Origin of the sequence: Novosphingobium sp. IK01, assembly GCF_033242265.1 — a bacterium.
In the GTDB taxonomy this organism is placed as follows: Bacteria; Pseudomonadota; Alphaproteobacteria; order Sphingomonadales; family Sphingomonadaceae; genus Novosphingobium; species Novosphingobium pituita.
The window spans coordinates 812,413-827,590 of the sequence record NZ_BTFW01000001.1 but is presented as its reverse complement, the minus strand read 5'-3'; the positions used below and the strand labels follow the sequence as shown (position 1 = coordinate 827,590).

The window sequence follows — 15,178 nt, the reverse complement described above, 5'->3', positions numbered from 1 at the left end:
ATCAGCAAAAGGTTGCAATTGGCGCGGATTTGGGAGACCGCGACCATCATGGCGGATGAGGTCCTTTTTCTGTTCAATCACGATGCGCCCCATCAGGTGGCGCATATCGCGGGTATCGCGCGCGCGCTGTACGAAAGCCGAACGGGCCTGACGGTGACGTGTGCCACGGCCACCCCGGCCATCCGTGATCGGGTGGCCGCGATCCTGGGCGCGGAAGCCGGGCGCGGGGTGACCTGGCTCGACATCGGCCTTCCCGGCTGGCTGGAAACGGCGCTGGCCCTGCCCAACAAGGTGGCCCCGGTGCGCCGTCTGATGCGGCTGCGCCATCATGCGGGCCGGATCAATGCCGCGCGGGTGGTCGTCAGCGCCGAGCGCACATGTCTTTCGATCCGCGACGAGGTGGCGCACCGGGCGGGTAGGGGCGCCCGCTTTGCCTATGTGCCCCATGGCTCGGGCGACCGGATGGTCTCGTTCCATCCCGACAAGGGCGGGTTCGACCGCATTCTGGTCAGCGGGGCCAAGACCGCGCGCGAACTGGTGGCGCGCGGCGTGGCAGCCCCCGAAAAGATCCGGGTAGTCGGCTATCCCAAGTTCGACACCATCGATCTTTCGCGCCGCGAGCGCCTGTTTGAAAACGACAATCCCGTTTTCGTCTACAATCCGCATTTCGATCCGCTGCTTTCGAGCTGGTACGATCATGGTCCGGCGCTGCTCGACTGGTTCCTGACGCGTGAAGGGCAAGCCTTCAATATCATTTTTGCCCCGCATATCATGCTCTTCAAGAAGAAACTGCATGTCTCGCTGGAATATCGCACGGCCCGCCTGCGCCCCGATCTGGCCCCGCGCTGGGACGAGGCGGCCAATATCCTGATCGACACCGGCAGCACGCGACTGGTCGACATGACCTATACCCTTTCCGCCGACGGCTATATCGGTGACGTGTCGAGCCAGATCTACGAGTTCCTCGTTCATCCGCGCCCCTTGCTGTTCCTCGATGTCTTTTCCGACGATCCCCGCTCGCGCGAAGGGCGCTATCCGGCGTGGGACGCGGGCGAAGTGGCACGCGATGCCGCCGGGCTGACAGCCCTGATCCCCGGCGCGCAAGCCCGGCAGGAAGCCTTGCGCCCGGTGCAGGAGGCGATCTTTGCCGATACCGTCTCCTATGAGAGCGGCCATCCGGCCACGCAGCGGGCGGCAGAGGCGCTCGTTGAACTGGCGGGCGCGGCATGAAAACCGATGGCATCAAGAAAAGCGGGCGGTTCCAGTCTGTCCTGCGCAATCTGGGCTGGCTGCTGGCCAGCAATGCGCTGATGGCGGTGCTCTCGCTGGTCTATATCGGCATGGTCACGCGCGCGCTCGGACTGGCCGATTTCGGGCGCTTCGCGCTGATCACCGGGACGGCGCAGACCCTTGCGACGCTGGTGAGCTTCGAGACGTGGAAGGTCGTCGTCCAGTATGGCCTCGAACACGAAGGCGCGGGGCGCCGCGAGGCGGTCTGGCGGCTCGAACAGGCCGCCGCCTTCGTCGAACTGATGAGCGCGGGGGTGGGGATCGGGCTGGTTGCGGCGCTGTTCCTGCTCTGGCCGCGCCCGTTCGGCATGGACCCGGCGCTGGTGCCTTATGCGTTTGGCTATGTGGTGGTCCAGTTGATCACCTTGCGCTCGACCCCCACGGGCATCCTGCGCATGCGCGACCGGTTCCGTCTGGCTGCGCTGGCCGACAGCGTCCAGCCGGTCGGGCGGTTGATCGGAGCCTGTCTGGCGCAAGCCCTGATGCCCACGCTGGCCGGGTTCCTGAGCGCCTGGGCGCTCGCCGAAGTCCTCACGCTGCTGGCGACATGGGCGCTGGCCGCCCAGACCGGCGATGTCGGCCCGATGCTGGCGGCCCGTGGTTCGCTGCGCGAAGTGCGCGCTGAAAATCCGGGCATGCTGCGCATTCTGGCCAGTACCAACGGCCAGTCGACGCTGGGGCTGGCCGCCCGGCAGGCCCCGCTCCTGCTGGTGGGCGGGTTTGCCGGGCCGGCGGCGGCGGGCGCCTTCCGTCTGGCCGCGCAATTGGCCAATGCCCTGTCCAAGCTGTCGATCCTGGTGACGCGGGCCGCCTTTCCCGAGATCGTCCGCACGATCCGCAGCGCCTCGCGCGCGCGATTCCGCATGGGGGTCTTGCGGGTGGGGCTGGCCTCGATCGCGGCGGCGGGCGTGGTGATCGGGGTGGTCGCGCTGTTCGGGCATCGCTTGCTGATGCTGGTGGGCGGCCATGCTTTTGGCGCCGGCTATATCTATCTGCTCTGGCTGGCCGGGGCCGGGGCCATCGAACTGGCGGCGGCCAGTTTCGAGCCCATCCTGCTTTCGGTCCACCGCGCGCTTTCGGCAACCGTGGCGCGCGGGGTGGCGGTGGCCCTGCAACTGGGGCTCATGCTGGTCCTGCTGCCGCGCATCGGGGCGCTGGGGGCCAGCATCAGTGTCTTTGTCGGCGCGGTTGCGGCCAGCCTGACCCTTGGTGCGGTGCTCTGGCACTATGCCATGCGCCATGGCCTCGACGCGCAGGCCCCAGTCTGATCATGCAGGCCTGAAGCTTATTGCCCGGCGATCCGGCGGGCCAGGGTGAGGTCGTCGGGCTTGTCGACATCGACGGCGGCGAGGCCATGCGGGCTGGCCACGGCCTCGACGACGACCCCCGCCTTGCGGCCCAGATGGGCCATGGCATCGGCGAGCGAGAGGCGCCCGGCCAGATAGCGCAGCAGCAGCCAGGGGCCGAGGCGGCGGACGATCCGCCAGGGGTGCTTGCGGTCACGCTCGACCGCCTGCCACAGCGAAAAAGCCGCCGCCGCGCGCGGGGTGGCGAAGTGGAACAGGTTGCAGCCCGACCACTGCCCGTCGGCAAAACGCAGCCAGGTGCGCCGGGTATCGGGCACGGCGGCCTCGACGACATCGCGGCGGGCGAGCAGGACCGCGACATCGGTCTGCGGGGCGATGGCGGCGCGGAAATCGGTGATCCATTCGCCTTCGAGCAGGGCGTGATCGGCGGTGGTCAGCAGCATCGGCGCGCCCAGCAGGGCAAAGCCGCGCCCGGCGCTCTCGCTCGGCCCATCGGCGGCTTCGATCACTTCGCAGCCCAGCGACCGGGCCAGCGCCACGACTTGCGGGTGCGAGGCGGCAACGGCGATGCGCGTGGCCCCGGCGGCCCGCAGGGCAGCGATCACGCGGGTGAGCATGGGCTTTCCGCCAACGGTTGCCAGAACTTTGGTGGCGACACCGGCGACTTGCGCCACGGGATCGGGGCCGGGCCGCGATCCGGCGAGGACCAGTGCCGAAAAACCGCTCATGTTCAATGTTTTCCTGCTCGAAGTTGCGATCAGACAGAAGGGGCGCTTCAGGCCTGCCTTGGCGCCTTGTCCTGACGGCGGGCCAGCCAGAGGCGGGCGAGAACCGCAGGCGCGGCCAGGATCGGGTGCTTTTCCCGCCATGGGGTCAGGGGGATATGAATGCCGCTGTGGCGTTCGATCTTCCACAGGGCATAGCGGGTGGCCCCGGCAAATGTGAAGGCGGCCTTGATCAGGCGCACGACATTGAGCGGGCGCCCGAGCGCGCGCCGCAAGGCCCAGGCCCGGCGCCAGGCGGCCAGCCGCTGCGGATCGACCTGCGGGGCGAAGGTCTCGCCGGTCCGGGTGAAAGGCACGCCCAGCCATTCCCAGGCCAGCGGCAACAGGGTGCGATAGTGTTCGGGATCGGCAGCCAGAACGCTGTCGGCGCGCGACTGGCGCTCGACGCGCAGTTCGGCGCGGTAGGTCTCGCGGAACAGGGCCAGCCACCAGTCCTGCGCCTGTCCCGTGGCGGGCCCGAGCGCGAGGGCAAAGCGCGCGGCGGTTGCCATGGCATCGGCCAGCCCGGCCACGACGGCCTTGTGCATGGCGCCGTCGCTGGCCATCAGCAGGCGCGCCGGTTGGCAGAAACGGGTCCAGATGGTCGTGTCGATGCCGCGTCCGGCGGCGGCGCGGCGAAACTGGCCGAGCGACATGACGGCCACTTTGGCGCGCACGGTCTGCCCGTCGACAGGAATTTCATGATAGCCCACGTCGGGCCAGATCACCGCGCTGATCCCGCGCGCCGGGCGGCGGCGCAGCACGTAGAAATCGACCACGCCCTCCAGATCGCCCCGGCGCAGGTTGGAGCCATAGAACAGCACGGCATCGCCACCCAGATCAGCGGCAAGGCGCTGGGCGGCCAGCGTTATCTCGGGGCGCACCGGCTGTGAAAGCCGGGCGTCCAGTGCGCGTTCAAGCATTGGCCGGGACCACGAAGTGGATCGGTTCGCCCCGGCTGACGATCAGGTTGCCACCGGGGAACTGCTCGCCATCGAGGATGAAGCTGCGGTCGAGCGAGAGGTAGATACGGTCGGCATCGCGGCGCAGATAGCCGTCGGCCTCCAGTTCGGGGGTTTCCGCCCCGGTCAGCACCGGCAGGATATTGCGCGCCAGCGCACGGGGGGGCGCCTTGACGGTCAGGAACTTGAGCCCGTCGCGCACCCGTCCGAACGGGCGCAGCCCGGCGGGCATTTTTCGCAAGGTCGAGGCGAGGATCAGGTAGACGCGTTCGGCAAAGATCTCGACCCCGTTGCGCGAGACACGCGCCATGTCGCCGCGCCGCCAGCTGTTGCGATCACCGCCGAACAGGCTCTTGAGGAAGGCCATGGCCAGTGTGAAGAACACCGCCACGCCATTGAACAGCCCCTTGCGGTGGACGTTCTGGGCGAGCATCGTGGCGCGGCTGAACACGCCGAGGCCGAAGATGAAGCCGAGCTGGTCGGGAAGGGCGTTGTTGTTCCAGTGGATGTGGATCGGCGCGCGGTCGATCGTGTGGTCGGCCGCATGGGCCGCGATGGCATCGCCCAGGTTCCAGTGCGAGGGCAGGCCCAGATCGTAGGTGAGGGCATTGGTCTTGCCCGAGGGGATCACCGCGATGCGCGGCAACTTGCCACGGTAGACGCCATGGGCGACGCTGAGCACATCGCGCACGGTCCCGTCGCCACCGTCGATGACGATCAGTTCGACTCCTTCGTTGACGAACTGCGTGAGAACGCTCATCAATTCGTTGCGGGACGAAGGCTCGCGTTTGATCACATAGGCTTCGGGCAGGGCCGTAGGGCGCGCCCGCCCGCGATTGCGGTGGCTGCGCGGGTTGCTGATCACCCCGACCCGCGGGATCGGATGGTTGTCCTCGCTGGGCGCGAAGTCCCTGGCATGGAGCTTGGTCACTCCGCCGCCCTGATGCATGAAGTCCAGTTTCATTGCCGCTCGATCCAGATGATCGCCCTGTTTTTGGGAGCCGGGTTTGAACGCCCGGGTCCGATGTGACGTGTCGGTCCGCGAGGCCCCCCACTGGAACAGGAAACGCTCAAAGCCAAGGTCGGTTTCCGAAAAAAACTCAGTTTGTCATAAAATTTGTCTTCTTCACCGCGAAGTTCTTGCACGAGGCGAGATTTTTTGAGTGAATTTCAGACGTTTGTGCAGTGCTCGCAAGGTTGGAGGCATTTGCGGCCCCTCCTCTGCACGCTGCAACACAGAAGCTAGCAACAAACCGCGCCGAAGAATTGTACGAATTTGTCGTACTTTGTCCTCATTCTTGCCAAATCATGCTCCGGGCCATTTCAGGGCGTGCCAAGGGGGCGGATCCGGTCGGGATGAAGGGGGCGCACCAGGGCTTCGGCCTTGCTCCATTCCTGCGTGAGCCAGCGCTCCTGTTCGGCGGGCGAGAGCACAAGGGGCACCACGGCGGGCAGGTCGTCCGGGCCCGAGAGGTCATCGGGCGCAACGGTGACAATGGCAAAGCTGGGCACTTCGGAATCGCGCCAGACCCCGGCAAAGGCCATGATCGCGCCATCCCCGCCTTCCTGCGGCGCGGCGGCCCACCAGCGCGGGGCGCCGTGGCGGGGACGGCTTGCCAGAAAGTGAGTCGCGGGGACCAGGCAGCGCATGCGCGGGTGGCGCAAGGTGCCGATCCAGAACGGGCTTTCGATATTGCGCAAGGTGGTGACGACATGGCGCGTGGCCATGGTGTGCGGCGGTGGCGGGGGCACGCCCCATTGGCGGGGGAGGAGGCGTCGGCGCCCGTCGCTCCCGCGCAGCACGACCGGGGCATAGCTTCCGGCGTGGAGTGTCCCGCCTGACCAGACATCGCCCGCCGGATCGGCGTTCAGCGCCCGGCCAATCGCTTGGGCACTGGCGTCGAGTGTGTAGGAAACGGGCATCGCGGGCTTTTGCGCGCCGAACCGGTGTTCTGTCCACCCGCATTCCAGTCCCATCCGTTGCTTGCACAGGTGGCCGGCCCCTGTCATAGGCCCCCGCCCTGAAGAGGAGATAGGAAGATGGCGTCCATGGCCGCTCACTCGCCGGCACCCGGAGCGGTCGGGATCGACTTCGGCACTACCAATTCGGTCATCGCGCGCAGCATGGCCGGTCCCGAAGGGGTGCCCGACGCCGCCCTAGTCGATTTCACCACGCCCGAAGGCCTCGCGAAGGTCTTTCGCACGGCGCTGTGCTTCTGGCAGGACGATGGTCCGCGAGGCAGTCTGGCCCATGCCGCCGGTCCCTGGGCCATCGCCGAATTTCTCGATTTTCCGCAAGGGAGCCGCTTTCTCCAGTCGTTCAAGTCGGTGGCGGCAAGCCCGACATTCGAGCACGCGAACCTGTTCGAGAAGCGCCTGCGGTTCGAGGAACTGGGCGAGATTTTCCTGCGCCATCTGGTGCGCTGTGGCGGGCAGGCGCTGGCCAGCCTGCCCGCACGGGTCGTCGTCGGGCGTCCGGTGCGCTTTGTCGGCGCCCGGCCCGACGAGGCGCTTGCGCGCAGGCGCTATGACGCGATGTTCGCCAGCCTCGGGCGCCCGGTGCACTATGTCTACGAACCGCTGGGGGCAGCGTTCAGCTTTGCCCGGCGCCTGTCGCGCGCGGCCACGCTGCTGGTGGCCGACTTCGGCGGCGGTACGAGCGACTTCTCGCTCGTGCGGGTGGCGCCGGCGGGCACGGCGCGTCGCTGCCAGCCGCTTGGCTCGGCGGGGATCGGGCTGGCCGGGGACCGGTTCGATTACCGCATCATGGACAAGCTGGTCCTGCCGATCCTGGGCAAGGGCGGCACCTATCGTTCGTTCGACAAGCTGGTCGACATTCCCGACGGGCATTTCACCGATTTCGGCGACTGGTCGCGTCTGGCCCTGATGCGCAACCGGCGCACGCTGGAGGAACTGGCCCGCCTGCGCCGTGCGGCGACCGATCCGGCAGCCATCGACCGCATGATCGCGGTCGTCGACAAGGAACTGGGCTATCCGCTCTATGAGGCGGTGGGCCGCCTCAAGCGCGCGCTTTCGGGCGAGGAAAATGCGACGCTCGCCTTCGAGAACGAGAACCTGACGCTCCATGCGCAGGTGACCCGCGCCGAGTTCGAGAGCTGGATCGCCCCTGATCTGGAGCGGATCGCCCAGACCGTCGATGTCGCGCTGGCCCGTGCCGGTGTCGCCGCGCACGAGGTCGACCATGTCTTCCTGACCGGCGGTTCGTCGCTGATCCCGGCCGTCCGGCGCCTGTTCGTCGAGCGTTTTGGCGAGGGGCGCATCGAAAGCGGCGAGGAACTGACCTCGATTGCCCACGGGCTTGCGCTGATCGGCGAGGAACCCGACATGGAAGAATGGACCGCCGGCGGCGATGGAGCCGAGGGCGAGGGAGACACGGCATGAGCGTGGCATTCCGGCGCGAGAGCGACGACGAACATCTCGAGCCGCGTTTCGAACTGCCGATCCCGCCGGGCCCCAATCTGGTGACCGCTCGCGGCCTCGCGCTGATTCAGGAGGAAGTCGCCCGGCGCGAGGCGGGGCTGGCCGATCTTCTGGCCAGATTGCCTGCGCAGCAAGCCGGCAGCGAGGACGAGGCCGTGAAGGCGATCCGCCGCGAGTTGCGCTATTGGCGCACGCGGCAGGCCAGCGCGCAAGTCATGCCCGTGCCCGATGGCACAAGCGTGGAATTCGGCTGTCAGGTGCGCCTGTCGATGAACGGGCGCGAACGCGTGGTGACCATCGTGGGCGACGACGAAGCCGATCCGGCCTCGGGCCTGCTGGCCTATGCCGCGCCGCTGGCGCGCGCGATCATGGGCGCCGAAGAGGGCGAACGGGTCGATTTTGCGGGGAAGGCCGAGGCCATCGAGGTGCTGGAGATCAGGGCGCAGCCGTAAACCGGCTTACCCTTGGGGCAGACCTGAGGCGATCTGGTCCAGCATGTCCATGAAATTGCGGGCCGCGTCGCGTTCACCCGGATCGGGGAAGGCCACGTCGAGATCGGGCGCATTGCCCAGGATGTGCATGAGCGCCCACATCGCGAAGCGTCGGCCCGGATCGGTCTCCAGACCAAACTCCACGGAAAGGCGTTCCATGCCGGCGGCCATGGCCTCCGGTGTGGCCGATGCAGGATCGGTCACACCGAAATAGCGACGCATCTGGTCGTCGAAATCCACGAAACGCCTTTCCGAGAGAAAGCCAGCGCGGCGATCAGCCGTTCAGCTTGTCCTTCAGCGCCTTGGCGGGCGCGAAGCTGAGCTTGCGCGAAGCAGCGATCTGGATCGGTTCGCCGGTCGAGGGGTTGCGGCCTTCGCGGGCCGGCACGTCCTTGACCTTGAACTTGCCGAATGCGTTCAGCGAGATTTCTTCGCCCTTGGCAGCGGCTTCCGCGATCGCGGCAAACACGGCGTCGACCGTCTTGCGCACTTCGGCCTTGGCAATGCCCTGGCTGGCGGCGACGGCATCGACAAGTTCAGTAGTGTTCATGGTAGCGTTTCTCCAAAATTCTGGGTGGGGCCTAACGCCAGATTTGCGCGCTGTAAATCGCATGACACGCGAAGAACCGTGGTTTTACGTCGTTTCGAACCACATTTAACGGTTGATGAGAGGGGCCGGCACGGGAAAACCGCCGTGGAATGGCAGCCATGTGCGGGCATCGTGAATACCGGCAGCGGGCCGGGCCCCATGGCGCGCGGTGCGGCAGCGATTCTGTTCCCCTTGCAGCCGGGATCGCGCTGAGGCCGCAGTGCAGCGCGGGGCAATCCAGCCTGATGCAAAGGGCTTTTGATCCAGTTTGTTGCGATGCGGCATTGTCGCATGCGCAACTGCTCTCCGCTTCCGGCAAGGGGCCGGGAAGGCGGCCTTGGACCGCATTTTGCGGCCAGCCCTGTGTCGGGCGAGGTCCTCGTCCGGGCGCGGGGACGATCCTGTGGATGGATGCTGCTGAAAAGCGGTGAAACGAGCCAAAGCAACCACAATGGATGGGATAATTGGTGCGCGCGGATGTCCGGTGGCGGCCCCTGGGCGCAAGGCGAAGCTGCGTGCGCAGAGTCGGGCCCCTGTCGCAGGGCAAGCGCGGGGATGAGCCGGAAAACTGTGGAGGATCGGTGAAGGGCGGTTCCGGTTCCGTCATCACGCGCAAGCGGGCACGAGCGCGCCAGGACGGAACCGGCGCCATTTCCGGAACAATCGGCTTCGATCATGCAAAGCCAGGATTTTTACCGGTCTTTGACCGATGCGCAGGGCACGCATCGCAGGCTGAACACCCGCGAGACCATCGGGGGGGGAGGGGCGCCGGCAAATAGGAGGGGGGGCCGGCTCGGCCTGCAAGCATTCAGTACCAATCGGTATAGAAACGCTCCGATGGTGCGTCAACCGCTAATATACCATCGAGTATCCATGCAGCAGGCCTCGACTGTACGATCCTGGCGGGCGCGGTCAATTCGCCTTCCACAGGCTGAGCGCGGTGCTGGCCACCAGATGCAGTTGCTCGTGGCTGGCGCCAGAACTGGCCATGACGCTCAAGCCATTGAGAACGCAAAGCACATAGGCGGCCATCGATTCTGCGGTCTGTCCTTCGGGCAAGTCGCCCTCGATCTCGGCGCGGCGGAACCGCGTGATGAATTCCTGGTCATAGGCCGCGCGCCGGGCGATCACTTCGGTTCGCATCGATTCGTCGAACGTGCTGCAAGCCACGGCGCTCATTACGCCGAAACAGGCCCGGTGAGACGATCCCCCGGTCAGCAGCACGAGCGCACGGCGCAGGACATCCTCGACGGCCTGGCGTGAATTGGGTTGCGCCAGCCCCTCGCGCACGAAGACCAGCTGGCTGTTCTCGTACAAGTCCAGGGCCTTGCGAAACAGGGCTTCCTTGTTGCCGAAGCAGGCATAGAGGCTGGGCCGGGTGATGCCCATGGCTTCGGTCAGTTCGGACAGCGAGGCACCTTCGTATCCCCTTGCCCAGAACACCTTGAGCGCGGCCACGAGGGCCGCGTCGGGGTCGAACTGCCGGGGACGTCCGCGGCCACTGGTGCATGCGACCCCATTGACGTCGCCGGATTCAATTTTGTTCATTATGGATGTAATTATAGGCCCGGCTTGGCCTGAGTCCAGTTTTCGCCGGGAAAGAGCCCCTCCCATTGGGCGCAAGAGGCCCCGGATCGTCCTGTCCGGCGCCTCTTGCAGATCATGGCCGGGGAGCCCTCAGCGCATCGTGGGGATCACGAAGCTCTGGTCGATCACGCCGTCTGCCGTATCGGGCCAGCGCTGGGTGACCGTCTTGGTTCGGGTGAAGAAGCGGATGCCGTCCATGCCATACTGGTTGAGATCGCCAAAGCCCGAGCGCTTCCATCCGCCGAAGCTGTGATAGGCGACCGGAACCGGGATCGGCACGTTGATGCCGACCATGCCCACCTGCACTTGCGCGGCAAAGGCACGGGCGGCGGCGCCGTTGCGGGTGAACATCGCCACGCCGTTGCCATAGGGATGGTCACTGGCCAGCGCGATGGCCTCCTCGACACTGGCCGCGCGGACCATCTGGAGGACCGGGCCGAAGATTTCATCCTGATAGGTCTTCATCGCCGGGGTCACGCGGTCGAAGAACGTGGGGGCAAGGAAGAACCCTTCCTCGTGGCCGGGCAGGGTGAACCCGCGCCCGTCGAGGACGAGGTCCGCGCCTTCGTCGACACCCATCTGGATATAGGCTTCGATGCGCGCCTTGTGCTGGGCCGAGACGACGGGGCCATAATGCGCCTGCGGGTCGGTCGACACGCCGACCTTGAGCCCGGCGATCCCCCTGATCAGGCGTTCGCGCAGCTCATCGGCGGTCTTTTCGCCGACCGGCACGACGACCGGGAGCGCCATGCAGCGTTCGCCCGCCGAGCCATAGGCCGCGCCCAGAATATCGCTGACCACCTGATCGAAATCGGCGTCGGGCAGGACGATGCCGTGGTTCTTGGCCCCGCCCATGCACTGCATGCGCTTGCCCGCCGCCGCGCCGCGCTGGTAAACATAGTTGGCGATGTCGGACGAACCGACAAAGCTGACCGCCTTGATCGCGGGATGGTCGAGCAGCGCATCGACGGCGACCTTGTCGCCATGGACGACATTGAACACGCCGAGCGGACCACCTGCTTCCAGGAACAGCTCTGCCAGCATGTTGGGCACCGAGGGATCGCGTTCCGAGGGCTTGAGGATGAAGGCATTGCCGGTGGCCAGCGCGGGCCCGGCCATCCACAGCGGGATCATCGCAGGGAAGTTGAACGGGGTGATCCCGGCCACCACGCCGAGCGGTTGGCGCATCGAATAGACGTCGATCCCCGGTCCGGCGCCCTCGGTATAGTCGCCCTTCTGGAGATGGGGCACGCCGCAGACGAACTCGATCACTTCGAGGCCGCGCTGGATGTCGCCCTTGCTGTCGGCGATGACCTTGCCGTGTTCGGCCGAGAGGACGAAGGCCAGCTTGTCCATGTCGCGTTCGATCAGGCGCTTGAACTCGAACATGACGCGTGCGCGGCGCTGCGGGTTGAGCGCGGCCCAGGCGGGCTGGGCGGCCTGCGCGAGGGCGACAGCCTGCTCGATGTCGTCGAGGCTGGCCAGCCCCACTTGCGCCTGGATTGCGCCGGTGCAGGGATCGTAGACCGGGCTGGTGCGGCCCGAAGTGGCGGGAACGGTCTGGCCGTTCAGGAAATGGTCGATCTGGCGCATGGGAACTCTCCGGTACGAACGGGGCGGTTGGCCATGGCCTAGATCGTGCGCAAATATCATGATAGCGGCAATTTCGCCAAACAGGCTGTGCGAATTTGCACAACGGGCGGGGCTCGGGGAAACATGCGGATCAGGCATTGGGACGATTTGCGGATATTCCTCGAAGTGGCGCGCCATGGCCGGTTGACGGGAGCGGCGCGCGCGCTCGGGCTCGATCATTCGACAGTCTCGCGCCGGATCGACGGGCTCGAACAGGGGCTCGGGGCAAGGCTGGTCGACCGCTCGCCCAGCGGGGCGCGGCTGACCGAGGCGGGGCGCGCGCTCCTGCTCCATGCCGAACGGATCGAGGCCGAGACCCAGGCCGCCGACAGCGCGCTCGGCGGGGTCGACAATGCCCTGACCGGCACCGTGCGCGTGGCGACGCCTGCCGCGTTTGGCACCTATCTGCTGGCCCCGCGCATCGGTGCCTTCATGGCCCGCCACCCGCGCATCGAACTGGAGCTCGCGCCCGAAAGCCGCACGGTCAGCCTTTCGCAGCGCGAGGCCGATCTGGCCGTGACCCTCAAGCGGCCCCCGCGCGGGCGGCTCTATGCGCGGATGCTCGGGCAGTTCACCGTCGGCTTCTATGCCTCGCCGGGCTATCTGGCCGAGCATGGCCAGCCCGAAACCATCGCCGACCTGGCCGCGCACCGGCTGATTTCCTATATCGACGACCTGATCGACTTTCCCGAACTGCGCTATCTCGACGAAGTGGCGCCGGGCCTTGTCGGGCAATTCCGCTGCACCTCGGCAACCGTGCAACTGGCTGCGGTGCGCGCGGGGGGCGGGATCGGCCTGTTGCATGAATTTGCCGCGCGCGATGATCCGCAACTCGTGCGGATCCTGCCCGAAATCGCGCCCCAGCGGGCCTATTGGCTGGTCGTCCATGCCGAATTGCGGCGCCTGCCACGGGTGCGGGCGGTGGCCGATTTTCTCGACGAGGCGGTGCGCGCGGCAGGCTTGCGCACAAAATAATCGTGTCAGTGGGCCCTGACGGGGCAGACAAACCGCGCGGGCTTCCTATCTTGGAGATCAGGACACAGACTGGAGCCGCGAACTTTTCCATGACCCAAGCTGCCGCGACCGACCTCGATTTTGCCTTGCTTGCGCCCCACGGCCAGCCTGCCTTCGCCGCCATCCGTCCCGAGGAGATCGTTCCGGCGGTGACCAGCCTGATCGCCGATCACGGCGCGGCCATGGCGGCCTTTACCGCCCGCGCGGGCGATCCGGCGATGCTGGCCGACAAGGAAGAGGCCGACCGCCGGTTTGGCGAGGCATGGCGCACGGTCGGCCACCTGCTCGCGGTGACCAATACCCCCGAACTGCGCGCCGCCCATGCGCAGGCGCAGCCGCTGGTGGCCGCGCATTTTGCCGCTGTCGGACAGGACCGCGCGCTCTACGAGGCGATCCGCGCGATCGATCCGGCCTCGCTCGATCCGCTGGCCGCCCGTGCGCGCGAGCTGGCCTTGCGTGATTTCGAACTCTCGGGCGTCGCGCTCGATGGCGAGGAGGCCCGCGCGTTTGCCGAAAACCAGATCGAGCAGGGCCGCCTGACCACCGAATATGCCAATGCCGTGATGGATGCGACCGAGGCCTGGACCCTCCACATCACCGACGCTGCACGTCTGGCCGGGGTGCCCGAGGCCGATCTGGCCGGAATGGCCGCGATGGCGCGCTCCAAGGGGCACGAAGAAGGCTGGATGATCACGCTTCACGCGCCCGTGGTCATCGCGATCCTGACGTATGCGCAGGACCGTGCGCTGCGCGAGCAGGTCCAGCAGGCCTATGCCACGCGCGCGTCCGATCAGGGGCCGCATGCCAGACAGTTCGATAACGGGCCGCGCATGGACCAGTTGCTGGCCTTGCGCGCCGCTTCGGCCCGGCTGCTCGGACAGGACAACGCCGCCGCGCTCTCGCTGGCGACCAAGATGGCCGGGAGCCCGCAGGAGGTCGAGGCCTTCCTGCTCGATCTGGCCCGCCGGGCGCGTCCGCTGGCCGAGGCTGAACTGGCCGACCTTGCCGCCTTCGCCCGCGCCGAACTGGGCATCGAGAGCCTTGAGCCCTGGGACATGGCCTATGCCAGCGAGCGCGCACGGCTTGCCCGCCATGCGCTCGACCAGTCGGAAGTGCGCCGCTACCTGCCGCTCGAACGCGTGCTGGCGGCGCTGTTCGACCATGTCGAACACCTGTTCGGCGTCCGTGTGCGCGAGGAGCCCGCGCAAGGGCTGTGGCATGGCGACGTGCGGGCCTTTGCGCTGTTCCGCGCGGGTGAGGACGCGCCCTTTGCCCGCCTCCATGCCGATTTCTTTGCTCGCGAGGGCAAGCGCGGCGGGGCGTGGATGAACGTGTGCCGCTCGCCGAGCCGCGCGGGCGCGCAGGCGCAGATCCCGATGGCCTATCTGGTCACCAATTTCGCGCCGCCCGCACCGGGACAGCCGGTCCTGCTCCAGCACAGCGACGTGGTGACGCTGTTCCACGAGATGGGGCACTGCCTCCACCATCTGCTGGGCGAGGGCGACCTGCCTTCGATCGGCGGGATCAGCGGGGTGGAATGGGATGCGGTCGAACTGCCCAGCCAGTTCCTCGAAAACTTTGCGTTCGATGCCCGCGTGCTCAAGGCCGCCTCGGCCCATGTCGAGACTGGCGAGCCACTGCCCGACGACCTGATCGCCCGGCTCGACGCGGCGCGTGGCTTCATGGGCGCGCTGGCGGTCCTGCGCCAGATCGAGTTCGCGCTGTTCGACATGCGGTTGCATGTGGCCGCGGGCGAGGCGCCCGATGTTCAGGCCATGCTCGACGCGGTGCGCGCCGAAGTGGCAGTGGTTCGCTATCCGGCATGGAACCGCTTTGCCCATGCCTTCAGCCACATTTTCGCCGGTGGCTATGCGGCGGGCTATTATTCGTACCTCTGGGCCGAACTGCTCTCGTCGGACGCCTACGAACAGTTTGCCGCCGCGCCCGAGCGGCAGGGCGAACTGGGACAGGCCTTCCGCCGCGAAGTGCTCTCGCAGGGTGGCGGCCGCGGAGCCATGGACAATTACGTGGCATTCCGCGGGCAGGCGCCCGATCCGGGGGCTCTGTTGCGGGTGCGCGGGCTGGCGGCCTGAGGTGCCCG

At 67.1% G+C, this 15,178-nt stretch carries 14 protein-coding genes; 6 read left to right on the top strand and 8 right to left on the bottom strand.

Features of this window, described 5'->3' with window-relative positions; all coding sequences use genetic code 11:
• Positions 1 to 48 precede the first annotated feature (48 nt).
• Positions 49 to 1,230 (top strand): hypothetical protein, encoded by a 1,182-nt coding sequence (locus SBI20_RS04070; RefSeq protein ID WP_317973845.1) that lies wholly within the window; start codon positions 49 to 51, stop codon positions 1,228 to 1,230.
• Entirely contained in the window at positions 1,227 to 2,558 is a 1,332-nt protein-coding gene (locus tag SBI20_RS04065) for a lipopolysaccharide biosynthesis protein (RefSeq protein ID WP_317973844.1), read from the top strand. Before SBI20_RS04070 ends, SBI20_RS04065 begins: the two co-directional genes overlap by 4 nt.
• Positions 2,559 to 2,575: 17 nt before the next feature.
• On the opposite strand, the gene SBI20_RS04060 is transcribed toward SBI20_RS04065, so the two are convergent.
• The 4 genes from SBI20_RS04060 to SBI20_RS04045 form a co-directional block, all read right to left on the bottom strand.
• Positions 2,576 to 3,325 (bottom strand): nucleotidyltransferase family protein, encoded by a 750-nt coding sequence (locus SBI20_RS04060; protein ID WP_317973843.1) that lies wholly within the window; start codon positions 3,323 to 3,325, stop codon positions 2,576 to 2,578.
• Between the two features lie 47 nt (positions 3,326 to 3,372).
• Entirely contained in the window at positions 3,373 to 4,284 is a 912-nt protein-coding gene (locus SBI20_RS04055) for a hypothetical protein (protein WP_317973842.1), read from the bottom strand.
• Positions 4,277 to 5,287, bottom strand: coding sequence for a diacylglycerol/lipid kinase family protein (locus tag SBI20_RS04050; protein WP_317973841.1), 1,011 nt, complete (start codon positions 5,285 to 5,287; stop codon positions 4,277 to 4,279). The genes SBI20_RS04055 and SBI20_RS04050 overlap by 8 nt, the downstream gene beginning before the upstream one ends.
• A gap of 359 nt (positions 5,288 to 5,646) precedes the next feature.
• Entirely contained in the window at positions 5,647 to 6,246 is a 600-nt protein-coding gene (locus SBI20_RS04045) for an SOS response-associated peptidase family protein (protein ID WP_317973840.1), read from the bottom strand.
• Between the two features lie 126 nt (positions 6,247 to 6,372).
• Here SBI20_RS04045 and SBI20_RS04040 point away from each other — a divergent pair, with 126 nt between their 5' ends.
• Both SBI20_RS04040 and SBI20_RS04035 read left to right on the top strand, forming a co-directional pair.
• Entirely contained in the window at positions 6,373 to 7,725 is a 1,353-nt protein-coding gene (locus SBI20_RS04040; RefSeq protein ID WP_317973839.1) for an Hsp70 family protein, read from the top strand.
• The gene (locus tag SBI20_RS04035; RefSeq protein ID WP_317973838.1) at positions 7,722 to 8,216 is read left to right on the top strand and encodes a GreA/GreB family elongation factor; all 495 of its coding nucleotides are present in this window, start codon (positions 7,722 to 7,724) and stop codon (positions 8,214 to 8,216) included. The genes SBI20_RS04040 and SBI20_RS04035 overlap by 4 nt, the downstream gene beginning before the upstream one ends.
• A 6-nt stretch (positions 8,217 to 8,222) precedes the next feature.
• Here the strand turns inward: SBI20_RS04035 and SBI20_RS04030 are convergent, their stop codons facing one another.
• The 4 genes from SBI20_RS04030 to SBI20_RS04015 form a co-directional block, all read right to left on the bottom strand.
• Positions 8,223 to 8,495, bottom strand: a complete 273-nt coding sequence (locus tag SBI20_RS04030; protein WP_317973837.1) for a hypothetical protein — start codon at positions 8,493 to 8,495, stop codon at positions 8,223 to 8,225.
• Positions 8,496 to 8,529: 34 nt separating this feature from the next.
• The gene (locus SBI20_RS04025; protein WP_317973836.1) at positions 8,530 to 8,868 is read right to left on the bottom strand and encodes an HU family DNA-binding protein; all 339 of its coding nucleotides are present in this window, start codon (positions 8,866 to 8,868) and stop codon (positions 8,530 to 8,532) included.
• A gap of 888 nt (positions 8,869 to 9,756) precedes the next feature.
• Positions 9,757 to 10,392, bottom strand: a complete 636-nt coding sequence (locus SBI20_RS04020) for a TetR/AcrR family transcriptional regulator (RefSeq protein ID WP_317973835.1) — start codon at positions 10,390 to 10,392, stop codon at positions 9,757 to 9,759.
• Between the two features lie 129 nt (positions 10,393 to 10,521).
• Complete coding sequence (locus tag SBI20_RS04015) at positions 10,522 to 12,024, bottom strand: CoA-acylating methylmalonate-semialdehyde dehydrogenase (protein WP_317973834.1); 1,503 nt, start codon at positions 12,022 to 12,024, stop codon at positions 10,522 to 10,524.
• Positions 12,025 to 12,147: 123 nt separating this feature from the next.
• Between SBI20_RS04015 and SBI20_RS04010 the strand changes: the two genes are divergently transcribed.
• Positions 12,148 to 13,038, top strand: a complete 891-nt coding sequence (locus SBI20_RS04010; RefSeq protein WP_317973833.1) for a LysR family transcriptional regulator — start codon at positions 12,148 to 12,150, stop codon at positions 13,036 to 13,038.
• 89 nt (positions 13,039 to 13,127) lie between these two features.
• On the top strand, positions 13,128 to 15,170 hold the full coding sequence (locus tag SBI20_RS04005; protein ID WP_317973832.1) for a M3 family metallopeptidase: 2,043 nt from the start codon (positions 13,128 to 13,130) through the stop codon (positions 15,168 to 15,170).
• Positions 15,171 to 15,178: the final 8 nt, after the last annotated feature.